Annotated in this window: 15 protein-coding genes; 10 read left to right on the top strand and 5 right to left on the bottom strand. The window is 52.2% G+C overall.

Translation table 11 applies throughout. From position 1 onward, the window contains the following. Positions 1–33: 33 nt before the first annotated feature. The 5 genes from VFA09_09215 to VFA09_09195 all read right to left on the bottom strand — a co-directional run bounded on the left by VFA09_09215 (position 34) and on the right by VFA09_09195 (position 6808). Positions 34–1170, bottom strand: a complete 1137-nt coding sequence (locus VFA09_09215; protein ID HZU67447.1) for an acyl-CoA dehydrogenase family protein — start codon at positions 1168–1170, stop codon at positions 34–36. 175 nt (positions 1171–1345) lie between these two features. Continuing rightward, positions 1346–2725 carry an alkaline phosphatase family protein gene (locus tag VFA09_09210; GenBank protein ID HZU67446.1) on the bottom strand — a complete coding sequence of 460 codons (1380 nt, stop codon included), beginning with the start codon at positions 2723–2725 and terminating at the stop codon, positions 1346–1348. 179 nt (positions 2726–2904) lie between these two features. Further along, positions 2905–3543: an AAA family ATPase gene (locus VFA09_09205; protein ID HZU67445.1), complete on the bottom strand. Its 639-nt coding sequence runs from the start codon at positions 3541–3543 to the stop codon at positions 2905–2907. A 230-nt stretch (positions 3544–3773) separates the two neighbouring features. After that, on the bottom strand, positions 3774–4442 hold the full coding sequence (locus VFA09_09200) for a hypothetical protein (GenBank protein HZU67444.1): 669 nt from the start codon (positions 4440–4442) through the stop codon (positions 3774–3776). Positions 4443–4642: 200 nt separating this feature from the next. Then, positions 4643–6808 carry a MerR family transcriptional regulator gene (locus tag VFA09_09195; protein ID HZU67443.1) on the bottom strand — a complete coding sequence of 722 codons (2166 nt, stop codon included), beginning with the start codon at positions 6806–6808 and terminating at the stop codon, positions 4643–4645. A gap of 697 nt (positions 6809–7505) precedes the next feature. On the opposite strand from VFA09_09195, the gene VFA09_09190 reads away from it, so the two are divergent. From VFA09_09190 to VFA09_09145, 10 genes are all read left to right on the top strand, one after another. Beyond that, positions 7506–8186, top strand: coding sequence for a hypothetical protein (locus VFA09_09190; GenBank protein ID HZU67442.1), 681 nt, complete (start codon positions 7506–7508; stop codon positions 8184–8186). A gap of 192 nt (positions 8187–8378) precedes the next feature. After that, the gene (locus VFA09_09185; GenBank protein HZU67441.1) at positions 8379–8705 is read left to right on the top strand and encodes a hypothetical protein; all 327 of its coding nucleotides are present in this window, start codon (positions 8379–8381) and stop codon (positions 8703–8705) included. 128 nt (positions 8706–8833) lie between these two features. Further along, complete coding sequence (locus tag VFA09_09180) at positions 8834–10816, top strand: ABC transporter ATP-binding protein (protein ID HZU67440.1); 1983 nt, start codon at positions 8834–8836, stop codon at positions 10814–10816. A 531-nt stretch (positions 10817–11347) separates the two neighbouring features. Continuing rightward, on the top strand, positions 11348–13483 hold the full coding sequence (locus VFA09_09175; protein ID HZU67439.1) for a radical SAM protein: 2136 nt from the start codon (positions 11348–11350) through the stop codon (positions 13481–13483). 412 nt (positions 13484–13895) lie between these two features. After that, complete coding sequence (locus tag VFA09_09170) at positions 13896–14096, top strand: aroma-sacti cluster domain-containing protein (GenBank protein HZU67438.1); 201 nt, start codon at positions 13896–13898, stop codon at positions 14094–14096. A gap of 174 nt (positions 14097–14270) precedes the next feature. After that, on the top strand, positions 14271–14483 hold the full coding sequence (locus VFA09_09165; GenBank protein ID HZU67437.1) for an aroma-sacti cluster domain-containing protein: 213 nt from the start codon (positions 14271–14273) through the stop codon (positions 14481–14483). A 46-nt stretch (positions 14484–14529) separates the two neighbouring features. Continuing rightward, the gene (locus VFA09_09160; protein HZU67436.1) at positions 14530–15606 is read left to right on the top strand and encodes a radical SAM protein; all 1077 of its coding nucleotides are present in this window, start codon (positions 14530–14532) and stop codon (positions 15604–15606) included. Further along, a complete protein-coding gene (locus VFA09_09155; GenBank protein HZU67435.1) occupies positions 15594–16592 on the top strand; it encodes a radical SAM protein in 999 nt (332 codons plus the stop codon). The genes VFA09_09160 and VFA09_09155 overlap by 13 nt, the downstream gene beginning before the upstream one ends. After that, positions 16589–17287 carry an iron-containing redox enzyme family protein gene (locus tag VFA09_09150; protein ID HZU67434.1) on the top strand — a complete coding sequence of 233 codons (699 nt, stop codon included), beginning with the start codon at positions 16589–16591 and terminating at the stop codon, positions 17285–17287. Before VFA09_09155 ends, VFA09_09150 begins: the two co-directional genes overlap by 4 nt. Before the next feature lie 50 nt (positions 17288–17337). After that, complete coding sequence (locus VFA09_09145; protein ID HZU67433.1) at positions 17338–18699, top strand: MFS transporter; 1362 nt, start codon at positions 17338–17340, stop codon at positions 18697–18699. The last annotated feature ends 2 nt before the right edge of the window (positions 18700–18701 follow it).

Below are 18701 nucleotides of genomic sequence, written 5' to 3'. Positions count from 1 at the left end.
CCTCGCGAGGCCGTTTTTCCATGCTTATCAAGTTTAATGCTTTAATGCCCGTGCGATCACCACACGCTGGATCTGATTCGTGCCCTCGAAAATCTGCGCCACCTTCACATCACGCATGTAACGTTCGACCGGATAATCGCGCACGTAGCCTGCTCCACCCAGCACCTGCACGGCGTTGGTCGTAACCTCCATGGCCGTATCGGTCGCGAAGCACTTGGCCATCGAGGAATACATGCTCGCGCTCTGTCCCTCGTCCAGCTTGTAGGCTGCCTCGTAGACCAGCAGGCGCGCCGCCTCGATCTTCATCGCCATATCCGCCAGCATGAACTGGATGCCTTGAAAACTGCTGATCGGCTGGCCGAACTGCATGCGCTCGTGCGCGTACTTTGTGGCTGTTTCAAACGCCGCCTGTGCCACCCCCACAGCAATGGCTCCGATGTTGATGCGCCCACCGTCCAACGATGCGAGCGCTATCTTGAAGCCCTGACCCTCTTCGCCGATGCGGTTAGCAAGCGGTATCTCGCAATTCTCGAAGATCAGCTCGCGCGTCGGAGAGGAGTGCAGACCCATTTTACGCTCTGTTTTGCCAAAGGAGAAGCCAGGCGTGCCTTTCTCGACCACGAAGCAGGAGATGCCCGCTGAGCCCCTACCCTCCGCGGTACGCACCATCAGCAGATAGATATCGGCCTCGCCGCCGTTCGTGACCCACATCTTGGTGCCATTAATCACGTAGGAATCGCCGGAGCGTCCGGCGCGGCATTGCAGGCTCGCAGCATCGGTTCCAGACGATGCCTCACTCAACGAAAATGCACCCAGCAGCTCGCCGGAAGCCAGGCGCGGCACCCAGCGCTGGCGTTGCTCCTCGTTGCCGAAACGCGCTATCGACCCGGTAATCATATTGTGTACCGAAAGGCCGACAGCCGTAGCCATCTCGCCTTTTGCCAGTTCCTCGTAAACAAGCGCCGCCGTGAGCCTGCTGAGGGCGCTGCCGCCATACTCTTCAGGCGTGGTCATGCCCATCAGACCGAGTTCGCCCATTTTTGAGTAGATTTCGCGGGGAAAGTGATACGTTTCGTCCCATTCCTCGGCATGAGGAGTAATTTCTTGCTCGGTGAAGCGACGTACCATGTCGCGAATTTCGAATTGCTCCGCGTCGAGATCAAAATTCATCGTTGCTCCTCTCAAGACGACCTGAGAGCCGCCCTTGTACATGCATCATAATTATCACTACTAGTGGTAGCATATAGGACAAGGTTATGCAAGGGGAAAGTGTTAGCAACAAAAGACGAGGCCCATTTTCAGCAGACTGAGCGGCTGAAAATGGGCCTCGTCTTTTGTTGCTAAATCAATCTCCGTAGACATCGGGATTGGGCACGAATTCTTCAGATACCTTATAGGCCTGGCTCGAACAGGAGCGGGTTTGCAAGACCAGTGGAGGCAAGGGCTGCTGGCTGTAGTTGAATACGTTGGTCAGGTCATTAGCCTGCTGATCCAGTCCGCCGAGCGAGGGCAGGTTAAGTGTGGTTTCCACGTACTTGAGCATGGAGGGGAAGCTGTAGACGGTGTGATCGATGAAACCCGGCTTGACATAGGGCGAAATCACGATCAGAGGCGCGCGCAGGCCATACTCGAGATATTTGTTGGGCCCCACCGGCGGCACGACGTGATCATAAAAGGCGCCCCAGTCGTCCCAGGTCAGGAAAATCGCTGTTGAACTCCAGAGCGACTGGTTGTTCATAATCGCGTTGATCTGCTGCACGGTAAAGTTCTCGCCGACGCAAACGCTGGCGGGTGGATGGTCGCTCACGCTCGAAGGCTGCACCAGCCAGCTGACGGTTGGCAGCGTACCGGCGGCGGCATCCTGCGCGAACTGGGTATAATCGACGACATGCTGCTGCCACTGCTGCGTATTGCGAATGTCCGAAATGGCGTTATAGGCCGACCATTCGTAACCGTCCTGGCCCTGTCCCGGCGCGTAGTATTTCCAGGAAATGCCATTCGCGGTGAGAAGATCGCCCAACGTCTCAAACGAAAAACACGGGAACGTTTTGGCGAATGTTCCGTCTGGATGCTCCTGTTGAACATAGGTATTCGGGGGAGCATCGCAGCCCCAGTTCCATTTATCCTTCTGTTTTGTGATATGAGGAAGTCCAAATACGTCGTCGTCGGTCGCGGCAATCGAGAAGAGATGGTTGGGGAAGCTATCCGAGTTGATGGTGTAGAAGAAATGGTCCGGCAGCGCAAAGGTCTGCGCGTACTGCCAGTAGTTGGGAATATCCGACTGGTACATCTGACCGTCCGCGACATCTTCCTTCTGCCCGTTGATGTCCTGGATCGCGCCCTTGAGTTCTGAGAACTTGTCCAGCTTCCCATGATCGAACGCTTTGAGATAGGCATAATGGGTGTGCAGGATGTCCGAGGCCAGTGTATCGGGATCGTGGGTCAGCGGGTGTTGCTTGCCATCGGTACCGGTGTAGGTAGTGGCTCCATCGGCTCCCGGAAAGGTACCAAAATAGTTGTCGAAGGTGCGATTCTCCTTCACCATGATCACAATGTGCTGGATAGGATTTGTTTTCCGCTTCAGCGCCTGTGTCTCGCGAGCCTGAGAAATGGGACTGAGACCAAGAAATACCAGCAGGACCGTGAGTACGCAGGCGACGCGGAGCGTTTTTGCCGTGCTGAGTTTTTGCCAGAAGGCAAGTGGATACTTCTGAGGCTGATTCATTCTTTCCCCCTTTAAGAAATTTGAAACGTGCGGTGTACTACTCGTTAGCGCGCTTAGCCAGACCGGAATAGAGAAGCGAAGGTGAAAAGGATTGCGCGCGAGTCAATACATGAGTACAGTGTAACTGAAATCGAGGGTGTTGTAAAGGAAATGGGTAGAATGACTCGGGGGTCAATTGGTCATGGCAGCTTTCCCAGCATTGCGTGGAGAAAAGCCTCAATTTCTCCTGTTACTGCCTCTAATGGGCCGTTATTGGAAATGATCTTCACCCGCTGCTGGTCGATCTGATATGTTTTTTCGAGGAAATCTGGTAGCAGTTGTCCATCATCCTGATGGTAATATTTTTCAAAAAGGTACTCGGAGACGGGATAATCATCCTCAAAAAGGGGATTGTCTATACGATTCTGTATGCGTTGCTTGCAGATAGCCAGCTCAGTATCCAGGTAGAGGAAATAGGTATTCTGATCTTGCAAAAATGCTTTACTGAACTGCGAGAAAGCGTGTTGATAATCAGCACGAGAAAATTCAATCAAAATGATCTTCGTCGATTGCATTTTAGAGATATATTCGCGGATACTTTGTTCCAATTGCTGCAAGGCAATATCGAGTACAGTACGATCAACCATATCGAAACCGCCATTTTTGGCAGGCATAAATTGCTTGTGCTTCATATCCTTCTCAAACATTGTGTATAGAAAAGGATAATCGCCGCAATGTTTCGCCGCCCACTTCCTATCTTCTACATAGTTTGTAATATAGCGCGCAACCGTCGATTTGCCGCTGCCTGGCAGACCTAGAAGGAACAGTTTAATTGGCATGATAATACCTTCCCCTCGTTTGCGATTGGAACACAATGGCTAATTTTAACACAAAGATGTACATATTGAAATATTTCATGAGGGATTGCACATGCCAGAGGATTGCGGCAACGAATGATTTTATGCTTTCCTGCGCGATTTCATGCTGAAAAACAGGCAGAAAGCAAGGGCTTTTAACAACCCGGATAAGGATGGGAAACAGCAGGAGAATAGAAGAATCTCTAGAGTATCTAGGATGCGCCTGCTTTGACTAAATGCTTAGAAACCTCGCTGATTATAAAATCAATAAACGCACGAATTTCTGCCGCAACAACTTCCAATGGGCCATTATTCTTGATTATTTTCACCTGTTCGCGCTCAATCTGATACTCCTGTGCAAGCATATCAGGTAGAAGCTCTCCATCATCTTGATGGTAATATTTTTCAAAGATATAGTCGGAGACAGGATAATCGTCCGCATAACGCGGGTCGGTTACGCGGTTTTTTATTCGTTGCTTGCAAATATCAAGCCCGGTGTCAAGGTAGAGGAAAAATGTATTTTGGTTCTGCAAAAATGCTTTGCTGAATTGACGGAAAGCACGTTGATAATCGGCACGAGAAAATTCGATCAAGACAACTTCTTCTCTATGGGCCGGAGAGGCATCTTTTTTAACTATCTCCTCCAACTTCTGAAGCGCGGTATCAAATGCGGTCAGATCAATAACATCAAAGCCACCACCATCAGCGGGCCTAAATTGTTTGCAGGCGCTATCGTTTTCGAACATACTGTGCAAAATCTCATAATCATTATAATGCGATCTGGCGATCCAATGTTTGACTTCTGCGTATGCTTGAATAAAGCGCGCAATACTTGATTTCCCACTACCAGGCATTCCCAGTATAAACAGATAGACCGTCATACAAAGCTCTCCCCTTATGTCCTCGAACCATCTTCCATCTCTTGTTGAGCCCTGGAAATACTCGTTGTCCTCTCCTCAAGCAACGAGCATAGCAAGCGAATAGAATTGGTATCAGTAATTCAGCATTTGAAATGTAATACGGATAAGAAAGGTTAATAGTAACAGGAATTTGGGAGAATTGTCTGGCTACGAGTTGAGGTTCAGACGCCATCAGGAGGGGACCAGCGCCTATAAGTCCATATATCAGGATCCCAGCTGATAATACAATTCCCCCCTTCACGTTGCCCGCGTATCAGGCTCTCCTCGATATTTTCCATAATCAAAACTCTTGTTTTCGTTATAGCTGTATCGACAGGGTAGCGCTGCAAAATCTCTTTTAACTTTACATAGGGATAAGATTGTACTCCGAGCCGTATGGTGACATTGGGGAGTTCTAACAGTTCTTCTGGTGGTAGTTGCCGGTATGCACTTACACCACGAGCATCAATACGATAATCTCCTCCTAGCCGCCGCAGACGCTCGGCGAGATAACGCGCATCTTCAAGTGTCATCTCCTTTAAAAGGAGATAGTAACTATCGGCATTCACATGATATCGCTTAATCTGTTCTTTCTTCGATTCAAGACGTAGCTGTCCTTGTATCCGCGAACCAACGGCCCGGCTCAAGTTTCTTGTTATGCGATCACCATATTTTGTAGCTAGACTGCTCAGATTATCGATATCGATATCGACAAAAGAAAGCACATCTGTATCATTCAACTCGCCCATATCTCGTCCATGAATATCAGCAAGGATCGCTTCGACATCGTTGATAAACGCATCCTCGGGTAGGAATTCCTTAAAGGAGGTATCCACAAGTCCTGGATCGGTGATCAGGTCGCTGAACTTGCCTGTTACCTGACTGCGGGCCTGATAGGTTGCTAACAGTTCCTCCATCATTCGCGTTATCACACGCAAAACACGCTGGTCTTCTACTGAAAATGCATCCTCGTATTCTGAGGAGACATACAGGCAGGCAGCAGCAAGGCCCTCCCGCCCGGCAATCGGAATAGCGATTGCGGAGCGTGTTGATTGTTCGAACTCCCAATAGGCGAGAACAGGGTCTTGAGGTGTGATCCGTGGCCGGTAGATAACATGCCCACTCTGATAGGCCCGAAATGTCAGACCTGGATTTCTGCTAGAGAGTACATACGTATCAATATGAATAGGCGCCGCCTTGCTGTGCGCTCGCACAACCAGGTTACGCTGTTGAAGGGGCAGTGAAGTATCTCGCGGCAGGAAGAGATTACAAAACCACCAGCGGGATGTGCCGTCGCCCGTTTTTCCACCCAGTTCTACCACTATGTTGGCCAGGCTATTGAAAGTCTCGTCAGGATAGTTGACGTTCCTGTTGAAATCGGCTACTTGATAGAGCCAGTCGTGCATCTCATAGTCAAAAGCGGAGTACCAGTGCTCTTTATTGTTATAGAGGAGCTTCACAAAACGAGCGATGACCTGTACAAGCTCGGCGCTAAGCATAACAGGTTTGGCTTTTCTCTGGATAATTATCAGGACATTATCTTGAACTGTATCTTCGGGTGGCCTCTCCGCTCCAAAAGGACGTAAGTACTCGATACGAAAATCACTGGGGTATTCAAAGGTGGGGGCAGGATCAATAAAAGTATAAAACGTGTCATTCCGGCCAAGCCAACCAAACAGTACAGATCCCAGTTTGGGTAGGTCTTGTGGGGTATGCACAAGAGTGGGAACTTGCTTCCGCTCAAGCGGGATTACGAAGCCGGCAAGCGTATCTGGATTATTTTCGCAAATCAACAAAAGAGATAATCGTAGGACCTGTGCCGTGAAGTAACGCCAGAACTCTTTTTGATCCAGGCTTTCTATGCGCCTCTCAAGGGGTACATGCCTGATTTCTTGGATCTGCCTGCCTTCTTGCGCCTCCAGGGCCTCAATCTCGCTCTGTTGTTTGCCCAGGACCTGTTTCCAAATCTCATCGATATTCTTAGGAATCTCGTTCAGTCCATACCCATGTTCCAATAATTCTCGGATCAGTGCCAGCTTATCAAGCTCTTCGGGTGAATATTGCCGGTGGCTGGCCGGCGCCTTGCCATCTTGTGACGGAGCAGTTCCATCGGCTTTGGGCTGCCTTCCCTGTTTGCCATCCTGTGACAGAGCAGGTCTATTAGATTGGATTAATCCTCGTTTTTCCCATTCCCTTAACTGGTTTTCAGTAAAGCCGAACAGTTGGGCAGCGCGACTGATGGTCACTGCCGCACGCGAGCGCGCGTAGAGGATGCGCTCCTGCACACGCTTTTGAACTTCCCCCTCTTGAAGATACTGCTTGATGTGTTCCACGTCTGGCTGGTTCATACCTGTCTCCTGAGAAGACTTCGTACTATTACATTTTCATATTAATGAACATATATTATTGACGCTTTTCCATAACATTTCTTGTAGAGGATTTTATCTGGGACACATACTTGCTTGTCAGCTTACCCACTTTCACCGCTCTCAATCCAAGAAAAGCTTACTTCAACTCACAAGAAATCCTAGTTTATTCTATCTTTTTTGCTGAAAGGTGTCAAGAGGCAAACTGTGTAATAATTTCAGTCTTCAAGCAAGCCATGATGAACGAAAACCTCAAGCCCATCCTTTAAATCACATCGATTTTATTTGATACAACTTGACACGTTTTAATCAATAGAACTAATACAGATCAGAATTTTACATTAAAAAACCTATGACAAATCCGAAGGTATTTCTAACCACCGTAAGTAACTTGTGATAATTTGAATATTTTAGAATTAACCTTCTCATAACTTCTTATTAACATCCTCAAAATTCGCAAAAATTCTAATGAAAATTACTTGACTCTGTACATTTTTCTGATTATACTTTGCTAAAGAAGAGAAAAAGTATTCCATCTCAAGAAGCCAAATAGCACTTTGAACATTCATCTGTACTTAAATTAAGGTTCGCTTAGAATAAAGTAAGAAAGCTTTGTAGGTCAGTCTTATTATAGCATCAGAAAATCTTAGATTACTCAGATTTTCTGAGAGGAGTGCAGATGAATAGCTTCTACCATTCGTCCCAAAGCGTTACAATCGAGCAGACCGGAGATGGCACCTGGGGCCTCCTTTATTCAAAGCTGTTCCCCATTGTCAACTACTGGGTTTACAATGCCCATCTCAATTCCTGGTATGGCCAGGAAAGTGATGTGGCATGGGACATAGTACTTTTTGCTGTCGGGCGTACATTTGAGTACGCTTTAAAAGCCCAATATGGTGGTATCGCCATTATCTCGCTGGAAAGGTTGAGCATGAGAATTGCCAGGAACCATTTTCTAGACCGGCTGCGAAAAGAGGGGAGGCTGACTCGTTTCGATCAGGACGATTGCTTAGCGGGAGGACAAATCAAGCTAGACAACCTGGTAGACCCGGCAGAATTAGCGTTCGATACCATGTACACCAGCTGGCTCTTTACCAAGATCGCGCATGTGGTAGCCGGATTCCCTGCGGCGACACGTAATGCGCTCTTAATAGACCTGGCAAGTCGCATGTCCTTTGAAGACGGGCAACCAACAGCGTTGCAACAGGCTTTCTTAGATGTAGGGATTCGTTTGCAGGACTATCAGGGATTGCTTCCAAATGATCCGGTGGCAAAAAGCCGGCACGCTTCCCTGCTCAGTCTGGCGTACAAACGGCTGGCGCAAGTAATTTGTCTTCGACGTGACGATCTGGCTGCGTAGTTTCAATCCCAAACAGGAGATCGAGAAAAGTACAACCAGAAAAGGTAAAGTGCGAATACACCAGACATTTTTGATAGAGGCGTCTTCTTCCCGTTTTGTTTGTTGTGAGTTCGAGCATATGCCTGGCAACAATAAGCTCACCGGTATAGCCCATATCTAGCACTTCGACATCACGGGCGAAAGGAGGAGGCAATGAAAGGCACAATAAGTCATCCGGCATTGGTCAAGCTGTTCTTTGTAGTGCTGGGCATAGATGCTGTTCTCTTCACAATTCTGGCCGGACTCGTTCTTAACGCTCTCGTCGAGCGAATAGGATTGACGCCGGGATTACTCTTCTGGGTAGCTGCCTACGTCAGCTTTACGGCCGTCTTTTCTCTTGTGCTATTTATCCTCGTCATTGTGACGGTCAGCATTCGCATGAAAGACGCCCAACGCTATAAAGAGCTACAGCGACGCAAGCGCGAGAGGGAGATCAGGAGACGGGAGAGCGAGTTGAAAAAACGCCAGCAGAAACTGTAAAACCATTCTGCCTCCAGGCCTGTCAGAATTTACAGGGTCGTAAACTGTCCACTCAGACGGTGTAATCAGCCGGGGAATGGTTTATACTTTAGATCAGGGCCTGGGGGCTAGATTGGAGTACATATTCTATGGCATTTCATGGAATGGGCGGCGGTATGGCCGCCTATGCCGAAGAACAGAAAAAACGGGGACGTAAGACCGACTCACGAACCGTGCGGCGCGTGGCGGCGGCCTTTAGTCCGTATAAATTTCAGATCATACTCGTATTGATCGCTATCATCCTCACGACCGTGTTGGGGCTTGTCAACCCGTTCCTGATCCAGTTCATTTTTGATGACGCGATTGGAAAACGCAACCTGCACCTGCTGATCATCTTTGTTGGTATCATGATCATTATGCCCATCATTACCGGTATCATCGGCGTTGGGCAAACCTATCTGAATAATATGATCGGTCAACAGGTGATGCGCGATTTCCGCAATAAACTCTATGAACATTTGCAGAGCCTGTCGCTGCGCTTCTTTACTTCCACCAAGACCGGTGAGATCCAGTCGCGTTTATCAAACGACGTAGGCGGCGTGCAGGGGGTAGTGACGAATACGGCAACCAGCATCGTTTCTAATGTCTCCACGGCGCTGAGTACGATCATCGCCATGCTTTTCATCAGCCCGCTATTGACGCTGATATCGCTTGGCCTGCTGCCGATCTTCTTGTGGATCACGTATAAGGTCGGCAACGTGCGCAGGGTGACGAGCAAGGAGACGCAGCAGAGTATGGCCGCCCTGACCGCTATGATGCAGGAGACGCTCTCGGTCAGTGGCATTTTGTTGAGCAAGACCTTCGGGCGCCAGAAATATGCCCAGGAGCGCTTCGAGAAAGAGAATCAAAACCTGACCAACCTGGAAGTGCGCCAGCAGATGATTGGCCGCTGGTTCTTCATGTTCATCGGCACCTTTTTCTCGATCACCCCGGCGGTAGTCTACCTGGTCGCGGGCTGGCAAATTATCAATAATCCGCTGCACTCAGGAATTACCCTCGGCGGCATCGTGGCCTTTACGACGCTGCAAAGCAGGTTGTTCTTCCCGATAGGGCAATTGCTGAGCATACAGGTAGATATCCAGGGCGCGCTGGCGCTGTTCGACCGCATCTTTGAATACCTGGACCTGCCGATTGATATACAGGATTCGCCCAATCCTCTTCACCTGACGAATGATGACGTGCGTGGCGAGATTACATTCAACGATGTCTCATTCACGTACAAGCGAGATGAGTCCATTAGCAGCCTGATCGGACTGGATACGAATAATGGCAAAACAAATGGTGACGGCAAAGGTAATGGCAAGGCGGATAAGCCGGTCGTAGCCGTGCCGGTGACGATGACCGAGCAGGTACTGGAAACGACGGACCGTCCGACGCTGAACCATGTTTCGTTCGACATCCAGCCGGGACAACTGGCCGCGCTGGTCGGGCCAAGTGGCGCGGGCAAGACCACGATCACCTATCTCGTTCCCCGTCTCTATGACGTGGACAGCGGCTCCGTAGAAATCGATGGGCATAACGTCAAGGACATCGCGTTGTCCTCGCTCGGCGATATCATCGGCGTGGTGACGCAGGAAACGTACCTGTTCAACGCGTCCATTCGCGAAAACCTGCTCTATGCAAGACTCGATGCGACCGAGGAGGAGATGATCGCCGCAGCGAAGGCCGCGGCCATCCATGATCGCATCATGGAACTCGACGATGGCTACGAGACGCTGGTCGGCGAGCGAGGTTTCAAGCTCTCCGGCGGCGAGAAGCAGCGTATCGCCATCGCCCGTGTCATTCTCAAGAATCCGCGCATCCTGATCCTGGACGAGGCCACCAGCGCGCTCGATACGCACTCCGAGCGCCTGATTCAGGCCGCGTTGGAGCCATTGATGAAGAATCGCACAACGCTGGCAATTGCGCACCGCCTTTCGACTATCCTGGCGGCAGACGTGATCCTGGTGGTAGATCATGGCGAGATCGTGGAGCGCGGCACCCACGAGGAACTGCTGGAGCGCAACGGCCTCTACGCGAAGTTGTATAACGAGCAGTTCTCCCAAATTGCGCAGGAAGAGATGGCAATATAGAACAATTTGCCGCAAACGGAGTGCTTGAGCGTTGTGTGGTACATCTTAATGCATCACACGGCACTCAAGCACCCTATTTTCTTTCCAACCCTTTCAATAACATGTGCTTCCCCATTCAGTAATTACTACGAACCAATCTTCTTTCAATTGAAACTGTCTCTTTCGTCAGGCACACTTGCGAATGTTCGTCTCTCCTGCCAATCGGCCTCTCATCTTCTTGAAAAGCCACATATTTTTCTTTTTACAAGCACACGTGCGGGCGACTACCAGGATACATCCCTACGATTGAGGTGCTAAATTTCTTCATAGGCACCGTTTACTGTGTAGCAAGTTTATGAACGTGAAAATAGCATGCCGCTAAAAACCAGTTCGGACGTGTCATTCTGAGCGCAAGAAGCCGAAGCCCTGAGCAACGAAGGGGAAGAAGCTCTGTTGAGCCAGATCGATCAAGTACGTGCTGCGGATTCTTCACTTCATTCAGAATGACATGCGCGAGAGTCTTTTTCATGGTAAAACGTTAGGGGAACCACAGTGAAATACGACGAGATACAGTACCTGCTTATCAATACGCCGCTGACCGACCCGACTGCCCCTTACCATTCGATTTCTTATCTTGTGGGTGCGACATCTAATGCCGGTTATACAAATATCACCTGCCTTGATGCCAATATTGAAGCCCTCAATTACCTGGCGCGGCCGGAACAGGTTGCCGGTCAGCTCCAGTATTGCGAGGATATCCGCCTTCGCCTGGAGAAGAAAGGGCGGTTAACGCGCGGCGAGCAGCTCACGTACCGTTACGCTTTAGCGGCAGTCGGTTTCAAGCCATGCATGGTACGCCAGGCGATAGCGATCTTGCAGGATGCAGAGGCATTTTATGACTATGGCTTATATCGTCATGCGGTCATGATAATGAATCGCTGGCTGGATTTTTTGTCTGTGCAGGGATTTGCCGGCCAGTTCCATAATTTCGCATTCGTTCCTACAGTTGTAGGCAATCTCAGCAGTATCGGCGACCTGACCAACCCTTCCTGCCTGAACAGGCTCCTGAATCCGTTCTCGCCGTATCTTAACGGTCCTTTCGCTGATACTATTCTGAGCCGCGCCTGGGACCTTGTCGGCCTCTCTGTCAACTATGCCGACCAGTTGCCTTTTGCCATTGCCATGTGCAAGCTCATCCGATCTTTGCGCCCGGAGTGCATCATTTGCCTGGGCGGAACGGAGATCAGCGATGACATTAAGTACCTGAACGATCCGCGGCAGATATGGACGCTATTCCCCGATTGCGATGTCATTGTAGCGGGTGAGGGGGAAACGGCGCTTATCGAGATACTTGATGCGATACGCGAGCGTAAGCCCCTGCCCCGGCAGCGCCCAGGAATACTGCTGCCAGACGATCCGGTAACAATTATGCAGCCGGCGGCGCGGTACGAAAACTTAGCCGCGCTTGCCGATGCCAGGTACGACATCTGGGATTGGAAGCAGTACTGGTCTCCCGAACCCGTTGTCCTCTATTCGCCGACACGAGGCTGTTACTGGAATAAATGCACCTTTTGTGATTATGGACTCAATACCGATTCTCCAACTTCGCCCTCGCGCATGAGGCCCATCGAGGCCACGATACGGGAATTGCGAAACATCACGCGCTTTGCCCGCACGCTTTACTTTTCGGTGGACGCAATCTCGCCGTCCTACTTGCGCAAGCTCTGCCATGCCATCCAGGAAAATGGAATTGACATCCGGTGGAGCGCGGAGCTGCGCCTGGAACGCACTTTCAGACAAGGATTAGCAGACGAATTGAAAAACGCGGGATGCGTTGCCATCTCATTTGGCTATGAATCTGGCTCGCAGCGCGTTCTCAATCTGATTAATAAAGGGGTACACCTCGACCAGGTGCCGGAAGTGCTGCGAGAACTGGCGCGCGCGGGCATTGGAGCGCAGATGATGGGCTTCATCGGCTTTCCGACTGAAACACCTGAAGAGGCGCGTGCCACCTTCGAGTTTCTGCTTGAACACAACGACTACTGGACGCTGGCCGGAATCGGGGATTTCGTGCTGACCAGAGGCTCTATTGTGGCGAAACGCTATCAAGATTTCGGCATCCAGAAAATTGGAGCATATTCCGGCGACGACATCATACGCAGCCTCTACTGGATAGACCATGATGGCAGGGTGCGCAATCCACAAGATATGCGAACCACGGCCATTAATAAGGTAGCAGCATCATTGGAGTCATTTCGGGATAATCGCCCTTTCGTGGGCGGGATAGACACGAACCATAGTATCCTGTACTTCGCAAAGTACGGACCCTGCCTGGTCCCCGTTCAACAACGCAATGATAAGCCGACGCAGCCCATTATCGAGACGGTTCAGTATCGAACGCCTCTTCGCAACGTTGATGGGGTTCTGAACCGGTCGGAGGTCGCGGATTATTACTTCCAGCAGCGTTTTCAGGGACAGACCCCCGATTTCAAGCGGTTGACGAACTGGTTAGCCGAGTACCCACCCCAGCAAGATGCGCTGGCAGAGGGAAAGGAAGAGATACTGGAAATATACCCGAGCGGCCATTACATTGCCCTGACATCGCAGATGGTCGAGGTAGGGAACCAGGGAAGCGCGGCCTATCAAATACTCAAGGAATTACTGCTGCGCTCGAAAGGCGTTCTTTAACAAACGTATGGCGTGGGTTTTCTCATGCCGCGCGCAGCGGCCTTGAGCAGGGAAGGCCTGCCGGATATCCCAACCGTCAGGAGGGCCGGCCATCCTCCTGATGAATTTTGACAATCAGAGCAGGGAATAAGGGGCGTCTGCGTCCCATATCCTGTAGGGACAGCGCCTCGTGCCTGTCCCCGCGCCCTACAGCAGCGCCCGATCCGGTTGGAAAAATTTATGAGGGGCGAATCTTGTGATCGTCCACCGGGATATCAGGAAGCTCCATTAAGAGAAAGAGGTGATAAGGCCGCTAATAATTCCAGGATTTCATAACATAAAGGCTTCGCTCTCACGCGAAGGCCACCGGTTTGCGACAAACCGATCTAAACACAACTGTCACTTTACTAAGAAAAGAGGAGGTAATTCTTCTATGACCCAGAATCAACCAGATCCGATCAAGGCTTTGGAAGAGGTTGGTATGAATACCGACACCATGAACGAGGAGCAGCGCCTGGTCATATCCTCACTCAGCCCCGAGGAAGTGGATGTGCTGGTAAGGACGAAAAAGCGTCTGGACGAGGCTGCCGATGTGCAGGGTTACGCCAAGGGTAATGGCAACTTCTATTACTAAGATACTTCTAGTCCTTCGCTAAATGTCACCCGGAAAGGTTACCAGGGGCTTCGGCTTCCAGGTCACCTTTCGGGTGAGCGATGAGAGAGAGGGAGAAGTACTGGTGACATCCCGCTCATGGGATGTCACCGATCATACAGAATTTGGGCAAGTTCAGCTAAGGGGTTCAGATGTATGCCGCAACAACTTGACACAAACAAATCGCTCAATGTTTTAAAGAGCGCCGGGTTCACTCTGGAACAGATACCCGGCGAGCAGGTTGAGGTACTGACTACGCTTTCACCGGGAGAATTGAAGATTCTGCTTGCCAGCAAAGAGCAAATCGATGCAAGCATCCTGGCATTTCAATCGTGGCCGGAGAGTGGAGTAGGCTACTTCATTTATTAGCGGGAGACTATAGTAGTGCAGGGCTAAGCAATAGGAGGTGTACTGCATGCACGTCATGGAAATTATAAAATTACGGCCAATACCCGCTGCGGGGCTCTTCCTGTCGCTGACGAGGCGCTGCCCGCTTAAGTGCGCTCACTGCTCCACGAACTCGCTTATGACCAGTGAGCAGTACGCCGGAGAGATATTCCTGCGCTTTGTCGAAACCTTCACGCCGGCTAACCACCCGCAGGTGCTGATGCTCACAGGCGGAGAAGCTTTGTTGCGACCCAGACTGGTCCAGCGGTTAATCGAACTTGCTCACGCGGCAGGTACTCGCGTCTCCTTGACTTCGGGCATGTTCTTTGCGCGCCAGCAGCAGATACCGCCATCCATTGAGCGCGCTATTGCCGGGTTGGACCACTTCACTGCCAGCCTCGACATCTTTCACGAGCAGCAGGTGCCACGGGCCGCTGTGTTTCGCGTTCTGAAGGCACTGGTGGAGCGCGGCCAGGATGTGAGTATCCAGGTGGTCGGGATGGACGAAAACGACCCCTACCTGGCCGATGTCACCGCCGATATCCGGCGCACCTTCAATGACCGCGTCCCAGCATATGTCGCGCCCGTGAACGCGGTAGGACGCGCCAGGGAGTGGTTAGAGGAACGCGAGCACTATGCTCCCTTAGACATTGCTCCCCAGCCGTGCGGACTCGCCACCTGGCCCGTAATGACCTATGATGGAACGATCATCGCCTGCTGCAACCAGGAGGTCGTAGATGGCCCGGTGCCGCCCCATCTCCGCCTCGGACACTCCCTGGAAGACGACTGGACTACCATCTCCGGGCGTTTATTGCAATCAAATCTACTGCGCGCCATTCGTGTCTTTGGTCCCGAATATATCGCGAATCGCCACAGCGCGGGCAAAGTAGACTGCGACGGCTATTGCAGCACCTGCTACAGGCTGGCTGATGATCCGGCGATCTCTGAACGACTCGCACCGCTGATGGCCCGTCAGACCATGCGCTTCGTCGAGCGCCAGCTGGTGACAATCCAGCAGCAACGTTCGAGTTTCGGCATTCAGGCCTACCAGTACATGCTCGGTCTCGGCTACGACCCGGAGAGGAGAGAACTATGCGTCAATTGAAATTGGACGAGGTCGGCTACTTGCGCAACACGCGGGGGCGCTCCATCGGCCTGTTCATCACCGACCGTTGTCCTGTTGGTTGCGCGCATTGCTCGGTGGATTCGCGCCCTGATAGCCCCAGCATCAGCGACTTTGCGCTCTTCGAAGCGATCATTGATGAAATTCGGAACAGACCGGAGGTGGAGATGGTCGGCATCACCGGTGGAGAACCCTTCGTTGAGCGCCGCGGGCTGGCGCTGGCAACCGAGCGCCTTGCTGATAGCAAGCATATCGTTATCTACACCAGCGGCGTGTGGGCCAACGCCGAGATCCCGGACTGGATTCGCAAGGTTCTCAGGCGCGCAAGCTGTGTCTTTCTCAGCACCGACTCGTTCCATGCCGCCAGCATCGATGACGAGCGCTTCATCCGTGCGGCGCGTACCATCGCTGAGGAAGCTGCCTGGATGGTCGTTCAGGTGCTGGATATTCCCGCAATGGTGCAGCGGGCCGAACGACTGCTAGATCAGGCCTTTGGCGACCGTGTCACCGACTATGTGGAATTTAAACGGGTCATCCCTCTCTCCGCGGGCAGAGGGGAGAAGATATTCCTCTCGAAAACGGGCGAACGCTGGCCCGGTGAGGTGTTTCCAGCCTGCGATAACGTTTCAGCGCAGATGATTCGCTATGACGGCATTGTTACCGCGTGCTGTAATGAACATGTACTGATGGGCTGGGGATCACCGCGGCTGCGTCGCCAGTGCAAGACAAGAGAGGAACTGCGCGAGGCGCTGGATTTGTTCGGCGCCGATCCATTGCTACAGGTGGTACACAGGATGGGCGTTGGCGCGCTGACGATGCATCCAAAGTACGCGGATCTTGCGAAAAAGGAATTTCGAGGCATGTGCGATCTTTGCTGGGCGATGCAGAGACGCGCAGATCCTCTAGGAGATAGATCAGACCGGCTATTGAATGCCATGGCAGTAATGGGAGGACAGATCGACAGATGACAACAATCAGCAACAGCGCACGATTGCGTTACAAAATTGAAATAGTGCTACCGGAACTGATGGCGGCCGGCTACGCGCTCACCAGCAACCCGCGCCTCGCCGAGCTGTATCCCGAGTACATGTTCACCATGCACTCCATGATCCGCGCCAGCGTTCCCTTGATGGAGGCGGCGCTCCGCCAGGCACGCGCTATGGATGAGAATGATCCTGTAGCTACCGGTGTAGCCAGGTACCTGGCAAAGCATATCCGCGAGGAGATGCATCACGACGATTGGCTGCTAGATGACCTGGAAGTGCTCGGCTACGACCGGCGAGAGATTCTCCAGAGAGCGCCCTATCCTTCGGTAGCGGCCATGGTTGGCTCGCAGTATTACTGGATCTTTCATTACCATCCCGTGGCGCTGCTCGGCTACATCGCGGTGATGGAGGGCTATCCACCGACGTTGGAACAGGTCGATGAGCAAATTGCGCGCACCGGATTGCCGCGCCAGGCCTTCCGCACCGTAATCAAACATGCGCACCTCGATCCTCACCACCGGGATGACCTGAACGCCGCGTTGGACGAGCTGCCGCTGACGCAGGAGCAGGCTTCGATTGTTGGCGTGAGCGCCATGCAGACAGTACACCTTGGTAGCCAGGCTATCCGTGACGTGGTTGAGCGAGGTATGGCCAGGCTCGCAGCTAATATCGCTTGAGTAGGGGCGATCCTTGTAGTCGCCCGCTCCCACCAGTCATAGGAGCAATCATGATATCGCGCATTACCATTCTGGCCCCTTTACGACACCGGGCCTTCAGCCTGCTGTTTGGTGGCCAGGTCATCTCTGATCTCGGCGACTGGCTGGATTTGCTGGCGCTGCTCAGCCTGATTACTTTTACCTGGAAGTTGGGGGCGGGAGCTTTGGCCGCGCTCTCGGTGGCCCTCATCCTGCCCTCGATACTGGTAGCGCCTTTCGCCGGCGTATGGGTTGACCGCTGGCCTCGCCGCACCGTAATGATCGCCTGTGACCTGGCGCGGGCGGTTGTGGTGCTTGGGCTGGTGTGGGCCCCAAATCTCTACGTTTTGCTGGCGCTGGTGCTGGCGGCAGGCATATTCACCTCCTTTTTCGACCCCGCGCGCCAGGCTACGATTCGTTTTACAGTGCCGGAGGATGATCTACTGGCAGCAAATTCACTGAGCCAGCTTTCAACGCAAATCACAAAGGTGATTGGCCCGGCTATCGGCGGCGTGATCGTGCTGGCCGCCGGCCCGAAGGCCGCTTTCGTCGCCGACTCGCTCTCCTTCCTGCTCTCCGCCATCATCCTGAGCCAGCTACCGAGTATGCAGGAGATTCTTCGCTTTGCTCAGAATGACATGGTGCAAGCGCGTCATTCTGAGCAAAGCGAAGAATCTGCCGGGATCGAGGCAGCACTACCATCCCAGGAAGAGCAGGAAGAAGCGCCGAAAAGCAATTTCTGGTCCGAGTTCGTGGCCGGAATCAGCTATATCGTGCATCGCAAGGTCCTCGCCATTGCCGTTGGCAGTATGATGGTCACAATTTTCATCATTTTTACCTTTGATTCGCTGGCGGCGCTTTCCGTTGAACAACTGGGACTCAATCAGGCCTACCTGGGGCTGGCCGTCGGATCGGTAGGCCTGGGCACTGCTATTGGCGCGGTAATCGTTGGCCAATGGGGCAATCGCTTTCATCCACTGGGATTGATAGGCGCGGGCAAAGTGATGAGCGGGGTTCTGGTTGCCATCCTTGGTCTGGCGTTGATTATTGCCATCAGGGGCGTGGGCGCCGGGTGGTTGCCAATCTGGCTGCTTATGGGTCTGGCCGGAGCCGCCATCTTCGTACCTTACGGCTATATTTTACAAAAAGAAACGCCGCCCCAGCTGATGGGCCGCGTTTCGTCCGCTGCGATAGGGCTGCAAACGTTTTTTCAGGTGCTGGCCCCGCCGCTTGGCGCGCTCTTCGCCACGCTGTTTGGCCTGGGCTACGTCTTCGCCGTCGCAGGAGTTGCTATGGCCCTGGTTGGTGTCTTCGTTTTGCTGGTGCTTCCCCAGGTGCGGGCTGCTGAGGCAAAGGAAGATGCAGGCGTTGAGGCCCCACCCCAGGCGCGATGATG

It is taken from the genome of Ktedonobacteraceae bacterium (assembly GCA_035653615.1).
Taxonomy (GTDB): domain Bacteria; phylum Chloroflexota; class Ktedonobacteria; order Ktedonobacterales; family Ktedonobacteraceae; genus DASRBN01.
Note: the sequence above shows the minus strand (reverse complement) of the source record. Positions and strands in the feature narration are given on the sequence as shown.

Excerpts from the sequence above, each read along its gene's own strand:
- VFA09_09215 (HZU67447.1), bottom strand. The coding sequence starts at position 1,170 with ATGAATTTTGATCTCGACGCGGAGCAATTCGAAATTCGCGACATGGTA.
- VFA09_09210 (HZU67446.1), bottom strand. The coding sequence starts at position 2,725 with ATGAATCAGCCTCAGAAGTATCCACTTGCCTTCTGGCAAAAACTCAGC.
- VFA09_09205 (HZU67445.1), bottom strand. The coding sequence starts at position 3,543 with ATGCCAATTAAACTGTTCCTTCTAGGTCTGCCAGGCAGCGGCAAATCG.
- VFA09_09200 (HZU67444.1), bottom strand. The coding sequence starts at position 4,442 with ATGACGGTCTATCTGTTTATACTGGGAATGCCTGGTAGTGGGAAATCA.
- VFA09_09195 (HZU67443.1), bottom strand. The coding sequence starts at position 6,808 with ATGAACCAGCCAGACGTGGAACACATCAAGCAGTATCTTCAAGAGGGG.
- VFA09_09190 (HZU67442.1), top strand. The coding sequence starts at position 7,506 with ATGAATAGCTTCTACCATTCGTCCCAAAGCGTTACAATCGAGCAGACC.
- VFA09_09185 (HZU67441.1), top strand. The coding sequence starts at position 8,379 with ATGAAAGGCACAATAAGTCATCCGGCATTGGTCAAGCTGTTCTTTGTA.
- VFA09_09180 (HZU67440.1), top strand. The coding sequence starts at position 8,834 with ATGGCATTTCATGGAATGGGCGGCGGTATGGCCGCCTATGCCGAAGAA.
- VFA09_09170 (HZU67438.1), top strand. The coding sequence starts at position 13,896 with ATGACCCAGAATCAACCAGATCCGATCAAGGCTTTGGAAGAGGTTGGT.
- VFA09_09165 (HZU67437.1), top strand. The coding sequence starts at position 14,271 with ATGCCGCAACAACTTGACACAAACAAATCGCTCAATGTTTTAAAGAGC.
- VFA09_09160 (HZU67436.1), top strand. The coding sequence starts at position 14,530 with ATGCACGTCATGGAAATTATAAAATTACGGCCAATACCCGCTGCGGGG.
- VFA09_09155 (HZU67435.1), top strand. The coding sequence starts at position 15,594 with ATGCGTCAATTGAAATTGGACGAGGTCGGCTACTTGCGCAACACGCGG.
- VFA09_09150 (HZU67434.1), top strand. The coding sequence starts at position 16,589 with ATGACAACAATCAGCAACAGCGCACGATTGCGTTACAAAATTGAAATA.
- VFA09_09145 (HZU67433.1), top strand. The coding sequence starts at position 17,338 with ATGATATCGCGCATTACCATTCTGGCCCCTTTACGACACCGGGCCTTC.